Source organism: Allobosea sp. AK1 (genome assembly GCF_006714945.1).
Classification (GTDB): Bacteria; Pseudomonadota; Alphaproteobacteria; order Rhizobiales; family Beijerinckiaceae; genus Allobosea; species Allobosea robiniae.
The window spans coordinates 2,139,901-2,160,496 of sequence record NZ_VFMG01000001.1; the positions used below are offsets into that span (position 1 = coordinate 2,139,901).

Sequence of the window (20,596 nt, forward strand, 5' to 3'; positions counted from 1 at the left end):
CCGGTTCAGGCAACACCGATCTTCGCCAGGAAGTCGGCGGCGCGATAACCGGGCTCTACGCCCTTCACGAGCATCGTCACGCCGCGCGAATTTTCCGTCCGCAGCGGCAGGATCGCGCGATAGGCCGGCGAATCGTACCAGGCGCGCGCCCGCTCCATGTCGGGGAAGGCGATGATCACGAGATCGCCGGGCCACGGTCCCTCGACGATCTCCGGCGTCGCCCCATGGATCAGGAAGTGCCCGTCATAGGGTGCGAGCGTCCCGTCGATGCGCGCGATGTAGTCGATGATCTCGGCGCCGAGGCGGACATCCTGGAGATGGGCGATGGCATAGGCGGTCATGGTTCTCTCCTGCATCTGGCGGCCGGGAGGCCGTTCGTTGCGGAGGACCATGGCGGCTCCGGCGCATGAGGTCGATTACCACCGGGGTAATCGTGCAGCTCCGGGGACTTGCCGCGACAGCCCCCCTCGGTTGCGGCGATCGCCCCCCGATCGCGCCCTATTTTTTCTCGTACTGGTCGAGCAGGGCCGCCCCGTCCGGGCCGGCCCGGTGCCGCCAGTCCTCCACGGCACCGCGCCCGGCCTTGGCCAGTGCCTGGGCCACGTCCGGCGGCACCTCGGCGCGGATCGCGACCTTGTTTGCCCGCATCCGTGCGTAATTTTCATCGAGCCGCGTGCGGATCGCCGTCCATTGCCGCGCTTCCGTCTCCTTCGCCGCCCCATCCACGATCTGTCGGAGATCGACTGGCAGCGCCTCGTAAGCCGCGAGATTGACCGTCGCGAGCGAGATCGGCATCGCGTAGTTCACCTCGGTGAAATTCGGCAGAAAATCCCAGAGATTGCGCCCTGCCCCGCCATCGCCGGAGGAGAGCACGGCGACGACCGAGCCATCCTTCACCTTGGGCATGGCATCGGCGAAGGAGAGGTTGGCCGCCTTGGCACCGGCCGCGTTCATCACGGCGGTCGAAGTCGCGTCATAGGTCCGGATCGACAGGCCCGTCAGGGCGGCGGCCGAATCGAGGGGCGCCTTCGACCAGATGCCCGAGGCCGGCCAGGGCGTCGTGTAGAGGATCTTCTGCCCGAAGCCTGCAAGCTTCTTCGCGTAGGCGGGCCGCGCCAGATCGGTCAGGCGGCGCGCGTCGGCGATCGAGGTCGCGAGGAAGGGCAGCGAGGACAGGCCGAACAGCGGATCGACCGCGCCGAGCGCACCGGCGAAGGCATCGCCGGCTGCAACCTCGCCCTTCTGCACGGCTGCGATCATCTGCGCCGACTTGATGCCGCGCTTGGCATCGAAGCTCGGCTTGATCGTCAGGCGCCCGCCAGCCCGTTCATTGACCAGCCTGGCGAAACTCGCGACCCCTTCTCCGGGGATCGCGGTCTCCGGGTATTCGGTCGGCATCTCCCAGCTGGTCTGCGCCAGCGCCGCCCCTGCGCCGAAGACGAGACTCGTAACGAGGAAACCGGCGGCCAGCCATCGCATGACAATTCCCCTCTGGTGCTTTGCCGGAGCATTCCAGCAAGAAGGGCGGGGGCCCGTCAATCCGCCCGCAATTTCTGCGCCAGCGGGCTCGGGACTTCGGCGGTCGACTCGGAGGCCGGCTTGTCCGCCACCAGATACTGCGCCCGCGCCAGCGCCGCGAAGCGCCCGCCCTTGGCGACGAGCTCGTCGAAGGTGCCCATTTCCTCGACCTGCCCCTGCTCGAAGACGAGGATGCGGTCGGCATTGCGGATCGTCGCGAGGCGATGCGCGATGACGAAGGTCGTGCGGTCCTTCATCACCTCCTCCAGCGCCTTCTGCAGCTTGACCTCGGTCGCCGCGTCGAGCGCGGAGGTGGCTTCGTCGAGGATCAGCACCGGCGGGTTCTTGAGCAGCGCGCGGGCGATCGAGAAGCGTTGGCGCTCGCCGCCGGAGAGCGTGCGGCCGCGCTCGCCGACCAGCGTGTCGAGCCCGTCGACCTGGCGCGCCATCACTTCGGCCGCCTGGGCACGTTCCAGCGCCTGCATCATCTCGGCATCGGTCGCATCCGGCTTTCCGACCAGCAGGTTCTCGCGGATCGAGCGGGCGAACAGCATCGGCTCCTGGAAGACGACGCCGATATTGCGCCTAAGCGAGAGCAGCGAGATCTCGCGGATATCCATACCGTCGACGGTGATCCGCCCTGATTGCGGATCAAAGGCGCGGTGCAGCAGGCCCAGCGTCGTCGACTTGCCCGAGCCGGTTGAGCCGACGACGGCGATCGTCTCGCCGGGCTTCACGATGAAGGAGACGTCGCGCACCGCGGCGCGCTTGCCGTCATAAGAGAACGAGACGTCCTCGAAGGCGACGGCGCCCTCGAGCCGGCCGGGGTCCTTGGCATTGGGCAGGTCGCGCACGCTCGGCAGCGTGTCGAGCACCTCGAAGAACTCCCGCATCTTCGGCGCCTGCATGAAGATGAAGTTCACGAAGCCGACGATCTGTTCGAGGCGCCCGACCAGCATCGTGGCGAAGCCCATGAAGGTGACGATCTCGCCGACCGTGGTCTGGCCGTGCATCAGGAGCCAGGTGCCGACGATGAAGATCAGGAGCACGGTCAGCGTCGCCGAGGCGCGCGTCGCGACATTGGCCACCGCCCACCAGGACAGCACCGGCAATTGCGCGGCCAGCACATTGGCGATGGTCGAGCGCAGGCCGCGCACCTCCGCCTCGATGCGGGTGAAGCTCTGGATCACCGGTACGTTGCCGAGCGCGTCCGAGGCCCGTTCCGCCAGATTCGAATGATAGGCCTCGACATTGCTCTGCAAGCGATCGGTCTTGCGCAGCACGAAGGCGGTGAGCGAACCGAACAGCACGACGAGCGCGACCAGCAGCAGCCCGAGCTGCCAGTTCTTCCAGATCGTGAAGGGCAGGAGCACGAACAGTGCGACGGCCGAGGCGCAATGCTCGCGGAAGAAGGACAGCCACAGCCCCCACATCGCATTGGTGCCGTCGAGCATCACCTTGAGCACGCGGCCGGAATGGGTCTGGGTGTGGTAGGCAAGCGGCAGGGTCAGTGCATGCTCGAAATATTCGGCCATCACCGTCAGGCGCGCGCGGTGGGCGAGCCTGTCGGCATGCAGCGCGACGAAGACGCCGAGCGCGATATTGGCGAGGCCAAAACCGACCCAGGCGACGATCAGCAGGTTGATGCTGGCCCATGTCAGGGTCCCGCCCGAAACCTGGATCGTGGTCAACCGGTCGATCAGCGCGCCGAACAGCATCGGCTCGGCGAAGGCGACCGCCGCCAGCACGATATTGGCGAGTGCCAGGATGATACCCAGCCGTTTTTCCGGGCCGAGCTCGCCGAGGACGCGGGCATAGAGCGAGAGCAGAGACATCGCGCCGAGCTTTAGCGAAACCGGCGCGCCGGGCAAGCGGTCAACCTTAACGCTTCGTTCAACCCACACCTCTTATGGTTTACGCACTGCGAAAGCCCGGCCCGCGCTCCGGAGCATCGCGTGGATCAGGATGTTGTCATGGATCTCGCCACCGGCGCAGGTATTCTGGGTGGCATCGCGACGATCGTCGCGCTGATCATGATCGATGGCGGCAATTTTGCCGCCTATTGGGACAAGCACGCGGCGATCATCATCTTCGGCGGCGCGAGCGCGGCCACGATGCTGCGTTTTCCCTTCTCGGTGATCGCGCATGGCCTGCCGATGGGTGTCCGCTTCGCCTTCACGATGCGTTCGATCCATCCGCGCGAGCTGATCGACGAGATCACCCGCGTCGCCGAGATCGCCCGCAAGAGCGGCCCCGTCGCCCTCGAGAGCGTAGAGGTCTCCGACCCTTTCCTGGCCCAGGGCCTGCGCTATATCGCTGACGGCTACGACAAGGATTTCATCCGCGACACGATGGAGCGCGACCGCGACAATTTCCTGCAGCGGCTCGACGAAGGCTCCAAGGTCTATCGCGCCATCGGCGACTGCGCCCCGGCCTGGGGCATGATCGGCACGATCCTTGGCATGGTGACGATGTTCGCCAACATGTCGGACCCATCGAGGCTCGGCCCGGCCATGGCGACAGCCCTGCTGGCGACGCTCTACGGCGCGATGGTCGCCAACATGTTCACGCTGCCGATCGCCGACAAGCTGCATATCAAGCTCGAGGAGGAGGAAATCTCCCGCACCTTGATCATCGACGGCGTATTGCAGATGCGCGACGCCAAGAGCCCGACGCTGGTTCGTGAGATGCTGCTCGCCTATCTGCCCGACCATCACCGCGCCGAAATGGTCGAAGCGGCATGATCGGGGCCTAGGGCCATGGCCAAGAAAAAACGCGGGGGACACGGCGGTCACGGCTGGTTCGTGACCTTCGCCGACCTGATGGCGCTGCTGATGGCGTTCTTCGTCATGGTCGCCGCCTATTCGAGCCAGGACAAGCAGAAGCTCCAGATCGTCGCCGGCTCGATGCGCGAAGCCTTCGGTACGCAGACGGACGTCCGCCTCGCCGGCATCGTCGAGCGCGACGGCATCCCGACCAAGAGCCACATCAAGAACGCCCATATCCGCCCGCTGGAGGACGCGACCGACACGCCCGGCCCGAGCCAGCACAACCAGAAGGACGACGGGCTGATGTCGGCGACCTTCGACCGCGGCTTCGCGCTCGCCGCCGCCTCGCTCAGGCAGGCCCTGCGCGACATGCCGGAGATTGCCGAGATCTCGCGCAACGTGCTGGTCGAAGTCTCGGAAGCCGGCATCGACATCCAGCTCGTCGACCAGGAAGGCCGCTCGATGTTCGCGGAGGGCTCGGCCCAGCCGAACGAGCGCATGCGCAAGGTGCTGGCCGCCGTCGCCCCGACGCTGCGCCAGATGCCCAACAAGATCGCCATCTCCGGCCACAGCGCCACGCCGAGACCGGGAGAAGCACCCGAGGGCGACCTCTGGGGCCTCTCCATCGCCCGCGCCAGTGCCGTGCGCGAGATCCTCGCCAATGCCGGCGTCCCGAACGAGCGCTTCCTCTCCGTTACCGGCCGCGGCGACACCGAGCCGCTGATCAAGGACAATCCCTATCTGCCCTATAATCGCCGGGTCGGGATCGTGCTCAAGGCCGAGGCGCCCGCTCTGCCGAACGGCTTCAGGCCTTAAGCACGCAAAGCGTCGGCCAGCGCCTCCGCCGTGACCTCGGCCATCGCCATCTGCAATTTGTAGGCGCGGGTCTTTTCGCCAGGCTTCATCACCAGGATCACCGTCTCGCTGCCCGGGCAGGCAGGATCGGCGCAGATGATCTCGTTGACGGCGATCGCCGCCGTCTCGGGCAGGCCGAGATGCTCCCTGACCTGCACCTTCAATCGTTCGGCCGCGCGCTTCGCCTCGGCCTTCGCGTCGCCGCTCTCAGCCTTGCCGAAGAGACCGAAGCGCATCGCCGCTCAGTTCGGCAGCGTCAGCACGCCGGCCGCGCCATCCTCGGCGCCGAAGGCGAGCCGCTTGCCGGCCTTGTCCCAGGCGAAAGCGCTGATGCCGCTGTCGCGCAGCGCCGGCCGCACCAGCAATTCGGAACCGTCGGTCAAGCGGACCATCAGGATGCAGCCGTCATCATAGCCGATCGCCAGCACCAGCGCGCCTGGATGGAAGGCGACGCGGGTGACGCGGGCATGGCGCACGCCGCATTCGCGCGGCGCCTTGCCCTGCGGCCCGTCGCCCTGGAACGGCCAGACGATCGCGCCGTCCGCCCCGCTGGACGCAAGCCACAGCCCGTCATGCGACCAGGACAGCGAGCGCGGCTTGGCCGGATAGCCGGTCATCCGCATATGGCCGGGCTTGTCGCCGAGCTTCCAGCCATGCAGCGCGTTCTCCTGCATCGAGGAAACCACGAAACGCCCGTCGGGCGACCAGACGACGTCGATATGCGAGCCCTTCCATTCCAGGAATTCCGGCTTCGCCTCGGTGTTCGGATACCAGAGCGAGACGCCGTTCATCTGGGCGATGGCGAGGCGATAGCCCTTCGGCGCGAAGACGAGGCCCTGCGGCGTGCTCGCGGCGTCCAGCGTGCGGATGCGGCCCTTCTCGTCGCGGGCCTGCACGGTCTTGCCGGTATTCCAGGCGAGGTTGCCCGAGGGCGACAGCGTGATCGCATCGATCCAGCGGCGCTTCTGGTCCTTGGCCAACTCCTCCGGCTCACCCTCGAAACGGGTAGCGACGACGCGCCCGTCATCGCCGCCGGTGATCAGGCGCTCGCCGTCTCCGGTCGCGCAGAGGATGCCGCCGGCATGGGCCTCGACGCCGTCCACGACGGCGCCGTCGCGCCAGCGCAGCACGCGCCCGTCGGCCAGCGCCAACACGAGCCCTTGCTTCAGCCAGCGGACCGCGACGACATGCGTCTCCGCGGCAATCGGGGTGACATGCTCGCGCAGCGAGACGGGTGGGGTCATCGTTGTCATGACGCGGCTTTAGCTCACGCCGCGCAGGCTTCAAACCCCTTGCGCAATTCGTTCTCGTTGAGATCGCGCCCGATGAAGACGAGACGGCTCTCGCGGGTCTCGCCATCCTTCCAGTCGCGCTGCAGGTCGCCGTCCAGGATCATGTGCACGCCCTGGAAGACGAAGCGGCGTGGCTCGTTCTTGAAGGCCAGGATGCCCTTGGAACGCAGGATGTTCGGCCCCTGGATCTGGGTGAGGTCGTTGATCCATGGCATGAACTTCTCGGGATCGACATCGCCCGGCACGGTCAGCGAGATCGAGCGCACATCCTCGGCATGGTGATGGTGATGCCCGGCCTCGAGGAAATCCGGCTCGATATCGAGGATGCGGTCGAGATCGAAGGCGTTGCGGTCGAGCAGGGCTGCGATATCGACATTGGCGCGCTCGGCCTTGTGCAGCTTGGCATAGGGGTTGATGGCGCGGATCGCGGCCTCGACATCGGCCAGCTCTTCCGCCGTCACCAGATCGGTCTTGTTGAGCACGATGACGTCGGCGAAGGCGATCTGGTTCTTCGCCTCCGGCGCATCCTTCAGCCGGTCCTTCAGCCACTTGGCGTCGGTCACGGTCACGACCGCGTCGAGACGGGTGGCATCGCCGACATCCTGGTCGACGAAGAAGGTCTGGGCGACCGGCGCAGGATCGGCGAGACCGGTGGTCTCGACGATGATCGCGTCGAACTTGCCCTTGCGCTTCATCAGGCCGTCGAGGATGCGGATCAGGTCGCCGCGTACGGTGCAGCAGATGCAGCCGTTGTTCATCTCGAAGATTTCCTCGTCGGCGCCGACGATGAGGTCGCCATCGATGCCGGCCTCGCCGAACTCGTTGACGATCACGGCGAATTTCTTGCCGTGGTCCTCGGTCAGGATGCGGTTGAGGAGCGTGGTCTTGCCGGCGCCCAGATAGCCGGTGAGCACCGTGACGGGGATTTTCTCGGACATGGCTTGACCTGAATGACTGCGACGCGACGAGGATGACACCGCCCGGTCAGGCCGGGCCGGCGGCGAGCGCCTTTTCGATTTCGCTTATATTGTGCTTCATCATCCGGATGTAAGTCCCCGCCGGCCCGCTCTCGGCCGAGAGCGCATCCGAATAGAGCCGGCCGCCGACCTTGGCGCCGCTCTCACGCGCGATCTGCTCGACAAGGCGCGGATTGGTGACGTTCTCGAGAAAGACCGCCGGAATCTTCTGCGCCTTCACCTGCCGGATGATGCGGGCGACATCCCTGGCGGAAGCCTCGGCCTCGGTCGAAACGCCCTGCGGCGCGACGAAGGCGATGCCATACGCCTTCACGAAATAGCCGAAGGCGTCATGGGTGGTGATCGCCTTGCGTCGCTCGGCCGGGATGCGGGCGATGGCGGCTTTCACCTCGCCTTCGAGCTTGTCGAGCTCGGCGAGATAGGCCGTGGCATTGGCCTCATAGCTCGCCTTGCCCGCCGGATCGGCTGCGCTCAGCGCATCCCTGATGTTGGCGACATAGAGTTTTGCATTGGCGACGCTCTGCCAGGCATGCGGATCGTCATGGCCATGGGCATGCGCATGGCCGCCCTTGCCCTTGTCGTCATGGTCGTCATCGGCTTCGAGCGGGGTGATGCCCTTCGTCGCCTCGGCCATCGTCGCCTTGGTGCCCGAGGATTTCACAAGACGCGGCAACCAGCCCTCGAAATGCAGGCCGTTGACGAGAACGAGCTTGGCGGCAGCCATCGCCTTCGCATCGGCCGGCGTCGGCGAATAGACATGCGCATCGCCGTCGGGGCCGACCAGCGTGGTCACGCTGACGCGATCACCGCCAATTTGCCGGGCGAAATCGCCGAGGATCGAGAAGCTCGCGACGACCGGCAGCTTCTCCTGCGCAAAAGCGCCGAACGGCGTGGCGACTGCGGCAAGCCCGAAAGCGAGGCCAGCGACGAAAGCGCGACGGTTGGGCATGGGCGACTCCAAGATATGTAACGATATAACGTTTCTATCTCTGGAGATGGGCGCGAGGCAAGAGGCGTCGTGCAAGTCCGTCCTGCGAGCCGAACAGGAGCGAGCCGATATAGATCGCCCCCGCGGCGAGGATGATCGACGGCCCCGCCGGCAGGCTCGACCCTGCCGCGTAGGAAACCACCAGCCCGGCATAGCCGGACACCATGCCGAAACCGGCCGCGAGCAAGAGGAGCCGCGTGATATCGGCGGTCCAGAAGCGTGCGGCGGCCGCCGGCAGCATCATCATGCCAACGGCCAGCAAGGTCCCCAGTGCATGGAAACCGGCGACGAGATTGAGCACGACGAGCGCGAGGAAGGCGAGATGCACGACGCCGCCCGAACGGCTGACCGAACGCAGGAAGCCGGGATCGACGCATTCCAGCACCAATGGCCGATAGAGCGCCGCCAGCGATAACAGCGACACGGTCGCGACGCCGGCGAGCAGGATCAGCACCTGGTCGTCGAGCGCCAGCACATTGCCGAACAGCACATGCAGCAGGTCGATCGCCGAGCCCCGGAGCGAGACGATGGTGACGCCGAGCGCCAGCGAGATCAGGTAGAAGGCGGCGAGCGAGGCGTCTTCCTTGAGGACGGTCGCGCGCGCCACCGCGCCTGCCGCCAGCGCCACCGCAAAGCCGGCCGCGAGCCCGCCGATCGTCATCGCCGGCAGCGAGAATCCCGCAACGAGATAGCCCAGAGCCGCGCCGGGCAGAATGGCATGCGCCATGGCATCGCCGGTCAGGCTCATTCGCCGGAGCATCAGGAAGACGCCGATCGGCGCGCCCGAGACGGAAAGCGCAACCACGCCGACGAGCGCGCGGCGCATGAAGTCGAATTCGGCGAAGGGGCCGATGAGGAGATCGTAGAACATCGGCTTGGCCTGTTTGGGCGGATCAGGCGGCGTCGCGCTGGCAGGGAACGGCGTGGCTGTCGAAGGCCTCGACCATACGCCGCGCCTTCAGCAGGTTCTCGGGCGTCAGCACAGTCGCGGTCTCGCCCCAGGCCACGGCCTCGCGCGCCAGCAGCAGCGTCTGCGGGAAGGCCTGCCTGACGGTCTCGATATCGTGCAGCACGGCCACGACCGTGCGGCTCTCGCCATGCCAGCGCCGCACCAGCTCCAGCAGATCGGCAGTGGTGCGGGCATCGATCGCGGTGAAGGGCTCGTCGAGCAGGATCACGTCGGCATCCTGCAGCAGAAGCCGCGCGAACAGCGCCCGCTGCATCTGTCCACCGGAGAGCGTGCCGATCGGCCGGCGCTCGAAGCCTGTGAGTCCCACGGCCGCAATGGCATGCTCGATCTTGTGGACAGCCCCGGCCCCGATGCGGCCGAAGATGCCGGCGCGGTTCCACAGGCCCATGGCGACGAGATCGTAGACATGGATCGGGAAGGAGCGGTCGAGATCGGCCGATTGCGGGAGATAGGCGAGCCGCTTGCCCCTGGCGAGCGCAACGCCGCCCGAGAGTGGCGCGAGCGCCCCGGCAATGCCCTTGAGCAAGGTCGACTTGCCGGCGCCGTTCGGCCCGACGATGGCGGTCAAACTGCCGGTCTCGATCTCGCCGGAGAGATGATGCACCGCCGGATGGCGGTCATAGCCCAGCGTCAGGTCGGTCAGGCGGATGGCGGACATGATGCTACTCGATCACAGGATCACGGCCAGGGTCGCCAGCCAGAGCAAGGCGACGATGACAGCGGCCAATCCCACGCGCGTTCCCGCCGACAGACGCAGCAGCGACCACCCCGGAGCTTCCGAGGCGGCGCGATGCGTGTGAGGAGCGTGCGCGTGAGCCATAAGAAATGATATAATGTTACGCTCACGCCGGGGCAAGCGCGATTCCGCGCCCGTCCCCGCTCAGAACGGCAGGTACTGGTAGAGCCAGGTCTCGGTCAGCACCGTATCGCCCGCCTTGAGATAGCAGCGCATCTCGACCGGTTCGCTGCCGGCGACGGTGAGGTCGAACTGGGCGCGCCAATGGCCGGAGACGTCGTCCGGAACCGCTTCGGTGAAGACATAGGAGAAGCTGCCGCGCGAGGTCGAGAGCACCACCTCCGGCTTCGTGCCGAAGGGGATCGCCTCCAGCGTCGGGCCGAGGAACTCGACCATGAACTTGCGCACGCCCCGCGGCCGCGCCGTTCCCGGCTGGCCGCCATTGCCGAGCCGCATCGCGACGACCCGCCCGAGCTTCGTCGGGAAGGGCTCGTCGGAGAGCCAATGCAGCGTGTAGCGGAAATTATAGGCGTTGCCGGCTTTGGCTGGCGCCTCCGGCACCCACATCGCGACGATATTGTCGTGGATCTCATCGTCGGTCGGGATCTCGATGAGTTGCACCGAGCCCCTGCCCCACTGCCCGTCCGTCTCGACCCAGAGGCTCGGACGGCGCTCGTAATGCACGCCGTCGAGATAATGCCCGGTCTCGCGGTCGCGCTGCATCAGCCCGAAACCGCGCGGGTCGCTGTCGACGAAGGACGAGGCCATGGTGTGCGGAGGATTGTTCAGGGAGCGCCAGGCGCGCTCGCCCGAACCGGTCCAGAGCCCGAGCCCGTCGGAATCATGCACCTCGGGGCGCCAGTCGACCGCCGTCTGCTTGACCGTCTCGGAATACCAGAACATCGAGGTCAGCGGCGCGATACCGAGCCGCGAGACGTCCTTGCGCAGATGCAGCGCGGTCTCGATCTCCATGGTGACGCCCTTGCCGCGATGCATGCGGAAGCGATAGGCGCCGGCCAGGCTCGGCCCTGAAAGCAGCGCATGGACCACGACATGTTCGGCGCCCGCCGGGGGAGTTTCCAGCCAGATATGGGTGAAATCGGGGAATTCCTCGGCCTTGCCGGAGACCGCCGGGTCGATCGCGACGCCGCGCGCCGACAGGCCGTACTGATAGAGTTCGCCGATGGCACGGAAATAGGAGGCGCCGAGAAAGGCGACCCAGTCGTTCGTCTTCCAGTCGAGCGCCTCGCCGTTGCGTCCGGGATGGCCGCTGCGGCTTTCCTGGAGGCGGAAGCCGGCGAAGCCCGCTCCGGCGGGGAGTTCGCGCGCCGGCGAGCTGACGGGCATCTCGAAATAGCTGGCGTCGTAGACGATCTCGCGCGCCTTGCCGTCATCGACGACATGCATCCTGACCGGCTTCTGGAAGAAGCGGCCGAGATGGAAGAAGGTCACCGGCCAGGGCGAGGGACCATTCGCCCAGAGCGCCGCTTCCGGCTTGAACCGGATCTTGCCATGGGCCTCGTAATCGATCCGCCGCATCACCTCGGGCCGCGGATTCGGCGGTGCCTCATAGGGCTTGGCCGCCATCTCCTTCGCCCGCGCCTTCAGAGCTTCGAAGCTGAATTCCCTGGCTTCGCCGAGCTTGAGCCCCTGCTGCGCCAGGGCTTCCGGCGCAAAGCCGAGCGCGGCAAGCGTCGCTGTCGCGCCCGCGCCGGCGAGAAGAGTCCGTCGGTCGAGGCGAAGCCCCTGGCTGCTACCCTGCTCGGCGCGGTCCTGCATGTCGTTCCTGGTCATTCGTTGCTCGGAAGCGCAGCCAGCCCGCCCATGGCGAAGTGACCGTGCGAAACCGGAGATAGGCAGCCGATCATGGCGAAACCAGTCCGGCCCTTGGGCTAAAGGCGGACTGCCACCTGTTGTCGAACGCTTTCCCTTTCCGGTTCAGCATGCTCTAAAAACGCGACAACTGGCCGCATGAGCCGGAGCGACCCTCAGGGAGATGTCATGAAAGCACAGTTCCGCAGCCGTCTTGCCGGCTTTGCCGCCGCCATTGCGCTGGTCGCCGCGCCGGTCACCGCCAGCGCCCAGGAGTTCATCAACATCCTGACCGGCGGCACCTCCGGCGTTTATTATCCGATGGGCGTCGCGCTCTCGAAGATTTATGGCGAGAAGATCCAGAACGTCCGGCCGACCGTGCAGGCGACCAAGGCCTCGGTCGAGAATCTCGTGCTGCTGCAGCAGGGCCGCGGCGAGATCGCCTTCACGCTGGGCGATTCGCTCGACGCCGCCTGGAAGGGCGACGAGGAGGCCGGCTTCAAGGCGCCGCTGAAGAAGCTGCGCGGCGTCACTGCGATCTATCCGAACTACGTCCAGATCGTCGCCTCCAAGGAGAGCGGCATCAAGACGCTGGCCGATCTCAAGGGCAAGCGCCTCTCGGTCGGCGCGCCGAAATCCGGCACCGAGCTCAACGCCCGCGCGATCCTCGCCGCCGCCGGCATCACCTACAAGGACCTCGGCAAGATCGAGTACCTGCCCTTCGCCGAATCGGTCGAGCTGATGAAGAACCGCCAGCTCGATGCGACCCTGCAATCGGCCGGCCTCGGCGTCGCCTCGCTGCGCGATCTCTCGACCTCGGTCGAGATCAATGTCGTCGAGGTGCCGAAGGCCGTCATCGACAAGGCCGGCCCGCCCTTCATCAGCGCCCCGATCCCGGCCAATACCTATACCGGCCAGAGCGCGGCGGTGAACACGGCTGCCGTGGTCAACTACCTCGTCACCCATGAGGGCGTGAAGGAGGAGCTGGTCTACCAGATGACGAAGACGATCTTCGAGAATCTCGGCGAGCTCGCCGCCTCGCACGCGGCCGGCAAGGAGATCAAACTGGAGAAGGCGCTCGACGGCATGCCGGTCCCGCTGCATCCGGGCGCCGCGCGCTATCTCAAGGAAAAGGGCCTGAAGGTCGGTTCCTGACGCCTGCATGAAGCGTGTCATCCCGTGCGCGCCGCAGCGTGAAATGCTGCTGCGCAGACACGGGACCTCACGACGAGAAGGCGCCTTCTCCTGAGAACGATCCCGCATCTGCGCAGCGGCATTCCATGCCGCGGCGCGTGCGGGATGACATATGAGCACCGGCAGGATCTGGACGATGACCACCACCGCCGCCGAAACCGACCAGTTGGAAACCCTCTCCGGTGCGAAGCCGGGCGAGGTCGAGCACGCCGATCTGGACAATTTCGAGCATGGCTTCCCGCCCGGCTTCGGCCCCGGCGGCTGGGGCCTGTTCGCCTATGGGCTGGCGCTCGCCTTCGCCGCCTTCCAGATTGCGGTCTCCGCCTGGAACTTCCTGCCGAGCCAGGCGGCGCGCGGCGTCCATGTCGGCTTCCTGCTGCTGCTCTCCTTCGGCCTCATCGCCAATTTCAGGGCCAAGGACACGCCCGGCCGCCTGCTCGGCTGGGCGCTCGGCATCCTCGGCTTCGGCATCGGCCTCTATCAGTGGATTTTCTATGCCGACCTGATCCTGCGCGACGGCGATCCCTCGACGCTCGATCTCGTCGTCGGGACGCTCCTGATCGTGCTGATCTTCGAGGCGGCCCGCCGTTTGATGGGCAACGCCCTGCCGATCATGTGCGGCGTCTGCCTGCTCTACTGGTTCTTCGGCCAGTATCTGCCCGCGCCCTTCAACCATCGCGGCTACGGCTTCGACCAGATCATCGGCCACCTCTCCTTCGGCACGGAAGGCTTCTACGGCACGCCGATCTACGTCTCCGCGACCTATATCTTCCTGTTCATCGTCTTCGGCTCCTTCCTCGAAAAGGCGGGGATGATCCACCTCTTCAACGATGTCTCGCTCGGCCTCTTCGGCGGCGCGCGCGGCGGCCCGGCCAAGGTCGCCGTGGTCTCGTCGGGCATGATGGGCATGATCTCCGGCTCCGGCGTCGCCAATGTCGTGACCGTCGGCCAGTTCACCATTCCGCTGATGATCAAGTTCGGCTATCGGCGCGCCTTCGCCGCCGGCGTCGAGGCCACGGCCTCGATGGGTGGCCAGATCATGCCGCCGGTGATGGGCGCCGTCGCCTTCATCATGGCCGAGACGCTGGGTGTGCCCTATGCCGAGATCGTCAAGGCCGCGGCGATCCCTGCCGTGCTCTATTTCGCCTCGGCCTTCTGGATGGTGCATCTCGAAGCCGGCAAATACGGCCTCAAGGGCATCGAGCGCTCCATGCTGCCAAGCCCGCTCAAGGCCTTGCGCGAGCGCTGGTATCTGGCGCTGCCGCTCGCGGTGCTGGTCTTCATGCTGTTCCACGGCTTCACACCGCTCTTCGCCGGCACGATGGGCCTGGCATTGACCGTCGGGCTCCTGCTTGGCGCCGGCATCACGGCCGGCTTCAGCACGCACACGCTGCGCATCATCTTCTGGGTCGGGCTCGGGCTCATCGCCGCCGCGCTCTTCCGCGAGGGCATGGATATCCGCATCGTCGCCGGGTTGATCGCCGTCCTGGTCCTCGCCAACGCCTTCACGCTCGGCGGGCGCACGACGCTGGCGATCAGCCGCGACGCGCTGGCCGACAGCGCCAAGACGGCGCTTCCGGTCGGCATCGCCTGCGCCATCGTCGGCACCATTATCGGCCTGATGACGCAGACCGGCATCGGCACCACCTTCGGCGCCTGGATCATCGGGCTCGGCCAGCACAGCCTGTTCCTGGCCCTGATCCTGACGATGATCCTGTCGATCCTGCTCGGCACCGGCATCCCGACGATCCCGACCTATATCATCGTCGCCGCGCTCGCCGCCCCGGCACTGGAAAAGCTCGGCGTGCCGCTGATCGTCAGCCACATGTTCGCCTTCTACTACGGCATCATGGCCGACCTCTCGCCGCCAGTGGCGCTGGCAGCGCTCGCCGCCGCACCGATCGCCAAGGAAAACCCCGACAAGATCGGCTGGGAGGCGATGCGCGTCGCGCTCGCGGGCTATGTCATCCCCTTTATCGCCGTCTATTCGCCGGCGCTGATGCTGCAGCCGGGCGATCCGATGGCGAACGTCATCGGCTTCTGGCCGGCCGTGGTCTACGCCACCTTCAAGGCGACGATCGCCATCGGCCTCTTCGGCATGGTCGCGATCGGCTGGCTGTTCGGCCGCCTGACCGTGGTCGAGCGCGTGCTCTGCTTCGGCGCCGCCGTGCTGCTCTTCGGCGAGTTCGCCTATAGCGACCCGCTCGGCTATGCGCTGGCTATCGCCATCGTCGGGCGGCACTGGCTGGCCGCGCGCAAGGCAGAGACGGCCGTCGCATGAGCCTCTGCCTCGCGGCCGGAGCGCTCGTGGTAGCGCTCGGCACGGGCGAGATCACGCTGGGCTGGCGCCATTCGGTGCAGAAGACGCTGTGGGAGGAGGTCTGGCGGGAAACGCCCGCCGGCCTGGAGATCGTCGAGGCCCGGATCGAAGGCTCCGGCGCCGGCATGGACCCGCCCGATGGCGCAAAGCTCGTGGGTGGCTTCTGGCGCTGGCATCCGGCGCTGCCACCGCTGAAGGACGTGGTGATGCGCCGCTCGGGCGCAACGGCCGACTGGCGCATCTGCATGGCATCAGGCTGCCGCCCCATGGGAGACTATCTCCCGGCGGATGCCGATCCGGTCACGCTGAAGATCTGCGATTGATAGGAAAGGCCGAAGGCCTCAATCGACCTCGGTCAGATGCTCGATCTTGAGCATGCGGCGCATCAGGTTGACGATGCCGTAGGCCGCGAAGACCGAGAAGATCGCCATCATGATGTATTCGAAGATGGTGCCGAGCTCGAACAGGCCCGCCAGCGCCCAGCCAGCCGCCAGCGCCACGCCGAGGAGCTCGACCGCGATCAGAATCCCGAACGAGGTGACCATGATCAGGTTGCGCCAGTTGGTATGCCGTCCGGCCATGCTGTCCTTCCTTCGCGCGAGCACCTCAAGCGGTCATGCGCCCCACGCACCTAGCGGAGCTTGCCGCCCCATGCAACAAATTCGCGCCCCTTGCCCAGATGGGCACGATCTGCGCGCTTGAAAAGTCCTGATGCTGGATACGCCTGTCTTCGCTTCCGCCGCCGTGGCGGCCCCTCACCGCCTCGCCTCCGAAGCGGGCCGGGCTGTTCTGGCCGAAGGCGGCAACGCCATCGAGGCCATGGTCGCGATGGCCGCGACGATCGCCGTGGTCTATCCGCATATGAACGCCATCGGCGGCGACGGCTTCTGGCTGGTGCATGAGCCCGGCGGGAAGATGCACGGCATCGAGGCCTGCGGCCCGGCCGGCTCGCTCGCCACGATCGAGCGCTATCGCGGCAAGGGCTACGACGTCCTGCCTGCGCGCGGGCCGGAAGCGGCCCTGACCGTCGCCGGCGCCGTCGGCGGCTGGCAGCTCGCCCTCGATCTCTCCCGCGCGCTCGGCGGCCGCATGCCGCTACGGGAATTGCTGATCGATGCGATCGCGCATTGCCGCGAGGGCTATGCGGTCTCAGATTCCGAATTGGGCAACAAGCCGAACGAGCTGGAAGCCCTGAAGGCCGCCCCCGGCTTCGTCTCCAGCTTCTGGATCGATGGCGCCCCGCCCAGGCCCGGCGCCCGCCGCAAGCCGGAGGCGCTCGGCGCCGCCCTGCAGCAGCTCGCCGATGCCGGCCTCGACGATTTCTACCGCGGCGATGTCGGCCGCGAGATTGCCGCCGATCTGGAGCGCATCGGCGCCCCCGTTACCCGCACCGACCTCGAACGGTATCACGCACGCTCCGTCGCACCCCTCTCGCTGAAGCTGTCCGGTCTGACCGTCGCCAACCTGCCGCCGCCGACGCAAGGGTTGGCCTCGCTGATGATCCTCGGCATCTTCGAGCGGCTCGGCCCCTGGAAGCTCGACTCGTTCGAGCATCATCACGGCCTGATCGAGGCGACGAAGCGCGCCTTCGCGATCCGCGACCGCTACGTCACCGACCCGGCCGAGCTCGACCACGCGCCCGCCGAGTTCCTGACCGAGGCCGCGCTGGCCCGAGAGGCTGCCGCCATCGATATGAAGCGGGCTGCAAAGCTGCCGCTGCGCCATGGCGACGGCGACACGGTCTGGATGGGCGCCATCGACGGCAAGGGCCTCGCGGTCTCCTATATCCAGTCGATCTACTGGGAATACGGCTCCGGCTGCGTGCTGCCGGCGACCGGCATCCACTGGCAGAATCGCGGCGTCTCCTTCTCGCTCGACAAGAACGCCACCAATCCGCTGGTTCCGGGCCGCAAACCCTTCCACACGCTGAACCCGGCGCTTGCCCGCTTCGATGACGGGCGCGTCCTGCCCTATGGTTCGATGGGCGGCGACGGCCAGCCGCAGTTCCAGGCACAGATCCTGACGCGCTACCGCGCCGGCCAGAACCTCGCCACGGCCGTCGATGCGCCGCGCTGGCTCTTCGGCAAGACCTGGGGTGCGGGCTCGGCCAGCCTCAAGTTCGAGGATCGATTCGACCCGTCGCTGCTGGAACGGCTCGATGCCGCCGGCCATCCGATCGAGGAAAGCGGCCTCGCCTATTCCGAGGGCTTCGGCCATGCCGGCATGCTGGTGAAGCACGCCAGGGGCCAGGTCGAAGCCGTGCATGATCCGCGTTCCGATGGCGATGCGAGGGGGCTCTGACGCATGACTTTCGACGATCCGTTCCGCTGCTTCCTTCCCTATCCCGACGCCGAGGTGAAGCATGCCGTTGCCGGCCCGCTCGCCGGGCTGACGCTGGCGGTGAAGGATCTCTTCGACATCAAGGGCTACCCGACCGGGGCGGGCTCGCCGCTGGTGCTGGCGCAGTCCGGCATCAAGGCCAAGACGGCCCCGATCGTGAAGGACCTGCTCAAGGCCGGCGCCCGCTTCGTCGGCAAGACCCATACCGACGAACTCGCCTTCTCGCTCAACGGCCAGAACGCCCATTTCGGCTCGCCGATCAATCCGGCGGCGCCCGATCGTATCACCGGCGGCTCCTCCTGCGGCTCGATGGCGGCGGTCGCCGGGCGCCTCGCGGATATCGCTCTCGGATCGGACACCGGCGGCTCGGTCCGCGCGCCGGCGAGCTATGGCGGCCTCTTCGGCATCCGGCCGAGCCATGGCCGGCTCTCGCTGAAGCGCACCTGGCCGCTCGCGGCAAGCCTCGACACGCCCGGCTGGTTCGCCCGCGACGGCGAGACCTTCGCCCGCGTCGCCAATGTCCTGTTCGGCCCCGACAAGACGGAACTCCCGGAGGCGCCGCGCCTCCTGATGGCCGACGACATGTTCGCCCAGGCCGTGCCCGAGGCGGAGACGATCCTGCGCAATGTCGTGCAGCGCACGGTTCCGGCGCTCGGCCAACCCGAGGGCATCAAGCTCGTCCGCGATCTCGACCCGCTCTACTGGGCCTTCCGCTGGATCCAGGGCCGCGAGGCCTGGGCTTCGGACGGCCCGATGATCGAACGCTTCAGCCCCCCGCTCGGGCCCGGCGTGAAGGAGCGCTTCGCCTTCTCGAAGGCGGTGACCGATGCCGAATATGCCAAGGGCGAATCCACCCGGAAATCCGTCCGCACCAGGCTTTCGCGCCTGCTCGGCCAGGACGGCGTGCTGATCCTGCCGACCATGCCGGATATCGCGCCGCTGATCGCGGCGAAGGAGCCCGAGCTGGAGGATTTCCGCAACCGGGCGCTGCGGCTGCTCTGTCTTGCGGGCTTGTCCGGCTTCCCGCAGATCACGATTCCCGTGGCGCAGCGCGAGGGCGCCCCGCTCGGCCTGTCGCTGATCGGACCGAAGGGCTCCGACCGCTCGCTCGTCGCCTTCGCGGTGCGCTACGAGCGCGCCGCCCGCATCCGGATCGCCTGAGAGGAGACCGCCATGAGCGGACATCACCACCACGATCACGACCACGACAACCACTTCACCGCCATCGAGGCACGGGTGAAGGCGCTGGAAACGCTGATGGTCCAGAAGGGCTATGTCGACCCGGCCGCTCTCGACGCGATCATCGACACCTACGAGACCAGGATCGGTCCCCGCGATGGCGCCCGCATCGTCGCAAAAGCCTGGACCGATCCGGCCTTCGCCGAACGTCTCAAGGCGGACGGCACCGCGGCGGTCGGCGAACTCGGCTATGGCGGGCGGGGCGGCGAGCATATCGTCGCTTGCTTCAACACGCCCGAGCAGCACAACCTGATCGTCTGCACCCTCTGCTCCTGCTATCCGTGGCCGGTGCTCGGACTGCCGCCGGTCTGGTACAAATCGCCGCCCTATCGCGCCAAGGCGGTGCTCGACCCGCGCGGCACCATCGCCGATTTCGGTGTGACGCTTCCGGAGAACCAGCGCATCCGCGTCTGGGACTCGACCGCCGAGACCCGCTTCATCGTCATCCCGATGCGGCCGGCCGGCACCGAGGGCTGGAGCGAAGAGAAGCTGGCAAGCATCGTCTCCCGCGATTCCATGATCGGCACCGGCCTTCCTCGCGTGGAGGACGCCGCATGAACAGCGCCCATGATCTCGGCGGCCAGATGGGTTTCGGCCCTGTCGTGCCCGAGCCGAACGAGCCCGTCTTCCATGGCGGCTGGGAAAAGCGCGTGCTGGCGATCAACGTCGCGGCCGGCGCCATGGGCGCCTGGTCGATCGACGAGATCCGCCATGCCCGCGAGAGCCTGCCGCCGGCGCAGTATCTCTCCTCGACCTATTACGAGATCTGGCTCGCCGCCCTCGACAAGGTTCTGGTCAAGCACGGCTTCCTGAGCACGGACGAACTCGCCAGCGGCAGGCCCGCGCCCGAGCGCCGCGAGCCTAAGCGCGTGCTCAAGGGCGAGGAGGTCGCGGGCGTCCTGCGCCGCGGCTTCCCCTATGAGCGCGAGAGCAAGGCCCCGGCGCGCTTCACTGTAGGCGACAAGGTCCGCACCATCGTGATGCATCCGCAGCACCATACCCGCCTGCCGCGCTATGCCCGCGGCAAGACCGGCGTGGTCGAGCGCATCACCGGCTGCCATGTCTTCCCCGACACGGGTGCGCAGGGGCAGCCCGAGACGGCGCAATGGCTCTACACGGTGGTCTTCGACGGTCGCGAGCTCTGGGGCCGCGATGCCGACCCGACATCAACCGTCAGCATCGAGGCCTGGGAGAGCTATCTTGAGCCGGCCTGAGACCGATCTGGCGGCGGCATTGGCCGCCGACACGCCGATCCCGCGCGATGCGGAGGGACCGATCTTCGCCGAACCCTGGCAGGCCCAGGCCTTCGCGCTGGTCGTCGAACTCCAGAACAAGGGCGTCTTCACCGCCGATGAATGGGCGCAGGCGCTCGGTGCCGAAATCCGCGAGGCACTGGCTGCCGGCGGCTGCAAGGACGGCTCGGATTACTACGAGCGCTGGTGCGAGGCGCTGGAGCACCTGCTGATCGCCAAGGGGCTGACCTCCCATGACGGCGTCGACGCGCTCGCCGCCTCATGGGCTCGCGCCGCCGAGGCGACGCCGCATGGCAAGCCGATCCTGCTGGAGAACGACCCGCTGCGGAGCTGA

At 67.1% G+C, this 20,596-nt stretch carries 21 protein-coding genes; 10 read left to right on the forward strand and 11 right to left on the reverse strand.

Going from position 1 to position 20,596, the window contains the following annotated elements:
- Nucleotides 1-5 precede the first annotated feature (5 nt).
- From FHT98_RS10660 to FHT98_RS10670, 3 genes are all read right to left on the reverse strand, one after another.
- Nucleotides 6-341, reverse strand: coding sequence for a DUF1330 domain-containing protein (locus FHT98_RS10660; protein WP_061966080.1), 336 nt, complete (start codon nt 339-341; stop codon nt 6-8).
- A gap of 157 nt (nt 342-498) precedes the next feature.
- A complete protein-coding gene (locus tag FHT98_RS10665) occupies nt 499-1,479 on the reverse strand; it encodes a TRAP transporter substrate-binding protein (protein WP_142114001.1) in 981 nt (326 codons plus the stop codon).
- A gap of 56 nt (nt 1,480-1,535) precedes the next feature.
- On the reverse strand, nt 1,536-3,353 hold the full coding sequence (locus tag FHT98_RS10670) for a glucan ABC transporter ATP-binding protein/ permease (RefSeq protein WP_142115732.1): 1,818 nt from the start codon (nt 3,351-3,353) through the stop codon (nt 1,536-1,538).
- A gap of 138 nt (nt 3,354-3,491) precedes the next feature.
- Here FHT98_RS10670 and FHT98_RS10675 point away from each other — a divergent pair, with 138 nt between their 5' ends.
- The gene (locus tag FHT98_RS10675) at nt 3,492-4,262 is read left to right on the forward strand and encodes a motility protein A (RefSeq protein ID WP_061965977.1); all 771 of its coding nucleotides are present in this window, start codon (nt 3,492-3,494) and stop codon (nt 4,260-4,262) included.
- A gap of 15 nt (nt 4,263-4,277) precedes the next feature.
- Complete coding sequence (locus FHT98_RS10680) at nt 4,278-5,102, forward strand: OmpA/MotB family protein (RefSeq protein WP_061965976.1); 825 nt, start codon at nt 4,278-4,280, stop codon at nt 5,100-5,102.
- Here FHT98_RS10680 and FHT98_RS10685 read toward each other — a convergent pair.
- The 7 genes from FHT98_RS10685 to FHT98_RS10715 all read right to left on the reverse strand — a co-directional run bounded on the left by FHT98_RS10685 (nt 5,099) and on the right by FHT98_RS10715 (nt 11,898).
- Nucleotides 5,099-5,377, reverse strand: a complete 279-nt coding sequence (locus FHT98_RS10685) for a hypothetical protein (protein WP_113586859.1) — start codon at nt 5,375-5,377, stop codon at nt 5,099-5,101. The two genes, FHT98_RS10680 and FHT98_RS10685, sit on opposite strands and share 4 nt — an antisense overlap.
- Nucleotides 5,378-5,383: 6 nt before the next feature.
- Entirely contained in the window at nt 5,384-6,394 is a 1,011-nt protein-coding gene (locus FHT98_RS10690; protein ID WP_061965972.1) for a WD40 repeat domain-containing protein, read from the reverse strand.
- Nucleotides 6,395-6,408: 14 nt separating this feature from the next.
- Nucleotides 6,409-7,371, reverse strand: coding sequence for a CobW family GTP-binding protein (locus tag FHT98_RS10695; RefSeq protein WP_142114002.1), 963 nt, complete (start codon nt 7,369-7,371; stop codon nt 6,409-6,411).
- A 46-nt stretch (nt 7,372-7,417) separates the two neighbouring features.
- On the reverse strand, nt 7,418-8,359 hold the full coding sequence (locus FHT98_RS10700; RefSeq protein ID WP_142114003.1) for a metal ABC transporter substrate-binding protein: 942 nt from the start codon (nt 8,357-8,359) through the stop codon (nt 7,418-7,420).
- A gap of 34 nt (nt 8,360-8,393) precedes the next feature.
- On the reverse strand, nt 8,394-9,269 hold the full coding sequence (locus FHT98_RS10705; RefSeq protein WP_091861553.1) for a metal ABC transporter permease: 876 nt from the start codon (nt 9,267-9,269) through the stop codon (nt 8,394-8,396).
- Between the two features lie 22 nt (nt 9,270-9,291).
- A complete protein-coding gene (gene aztA / locus FHT98_RS10710) occupies nt 9,292-10,026 on the reverse strand; it encodes a zinc ABC transporter ATP-binding protein AztA (protein WP_142114004.1) in 735 nt (244 codons plus the stop codon).
- 222 nt (nt 10,027-10,248) lie between these two features.
- On the reverse strand, nt 10,249-11,898 hold the full coding sequence (locus tag FHT98_RS10715; RefSeq protein ID WP_248309196.1) for an OpgD/OpgG family glucan biosynthesis protein: 1,650 nt from the start codon (nt 11,896-11,898) through the stop codon (nt 10,249-10,251).
- Nucleotides 11,899-12,105: 207 nt separating this feature from the next.
- Between FHT98_RS10715 and FHT98_RS10720 the strand changes: the two genes are divergently transcribed.
- The 3 genes from FHT98_RS10720 to FHT98_RS10730 all read left to right on the forward strand — a co-directional run bounded on the left by FHT98_RS10720 (nt 12,106) and on the right by FHT98_RS10730 (nt 15,753).
- The gene (locus FHT98_RS10720; RefSeq protein WP_142114005.1) at nt 12,106-13,071 is read left to right on the forward strand and encodes a TAXI family TRAP transporter solute-binding subunit; all 966 of its coding nucleotides are present in this window, start codon (nt 12,106-12,108) and stop codon (nt 13,069-13,071) included.
- Nucleotides 13,072-13,246: 175 nt separating this feature from the next.
- Entirely contained in the window at nt 13,247-15,391 is a 2,145-nt protein-coding gene (locus FHT98_RS10725; RefSeq protein WP_142114006.1) for a TRAP transporter permease, read from the forward strand.
- On the forward strand, nt 15,388-15,753 hold the full coding sequence (locus FHT98_RS10730; protein ID WP_113586851.1) for a DUF1850 domain-containing protein: 366 nt from the start codon (nt 15,388-15,390) through the stop codon (nt 15,751-15,753). The genes FHT98_RS10725 and FHT98_RS10730 overlap by 4 nt, the downstream gene beginning before the upstream one ends.
- 18 nt (nt 15,754-15,771) lie before the next feature.
- Here the strand turns inward: FHT98_RS10730 and FHT98_RS10735 are convergent, their stop codons facing one another.
- Nucleotides 15,772-16,011, reverse strand: a complete 240-nt coding sequence (locus FHT98_RS10735) for a hypothetical protein (RefSeq protein ID WP_061965956.1) — start codon at nt 16,009-16,011, stop codon at nt 15,772-15,774.
- A 130-nt stretch (nt 16,012-16,141) separates the two neighbouring features.
- Between FHT98_RS10735 and FHT98_RS10740 the strand changes: the two genes are divergently transcribed.
- Genes FHT98_RS10740 through FHT98_RS10760 form a run of 5 tightly spaced genes read left to right on the forward strand, consistent with a single transcriptional unit; the run spans nt 16,142 to nt 20,596 of the window.
- Nucleotides 16,142-17,731, forward strand: a complete 1,590-nt coding sequence (locus FHT98_RS10740; protein WP_142114007.1) for a gamma-glutamyltransferase family protein — start codon at nt 16,142-16,144, stop codon at nt 17,729-17,731.
- A 3-nt stretch (nt 17,732-17,734) separates the two neighbouring features.
- A complete protein-coding gene (locus FHT98_RS10745; RefSeq protein ID WP_142114008.1) occupies nt 17,735-18,931 on the forward strand; it encodes an amidase in 1,197 nt (398 codons plus the stop codon).
- A 12-nt stretch (nt 18,932-18,943) separates the two neighbouring features.
- Nucleotides 18,944-19,567 (forward strand): nitrile hydratase subunit alpha, encoded by a 624-nt coding sequence (gene nthA, locus FHT98_RS10750; protein WP_142114009.1) that lies wholly within the window; start codon nt 18,944-18,946, stop codon nt 19,565-19,567.
- A complete protein-coding gene (nthB, locus tag FHT98_RS10755; protein WP_113586847.1) occupies nt 19,564-20,223 on the forward strand; it encodes a nitrile hydratase subunit beta in 660 nt (219 codons plus the stop codon). Before nthA ends, nthB begins: the two co-directional genes overlap by 4 nt.
- Complete coding sequence (locus tag FHT98_RS10760; protein ID WP_248309197.1) at nt 20,210-20,596, forward strand: nitrile hydratase accessory protein; 387 nt, start codon at nt 20,210-20,212, stop codon at nt 20,594-20,596. The genes nthB and FHT98_RS10760 overlap by 14 nt, the downstream gene beginning before the upstream one ends.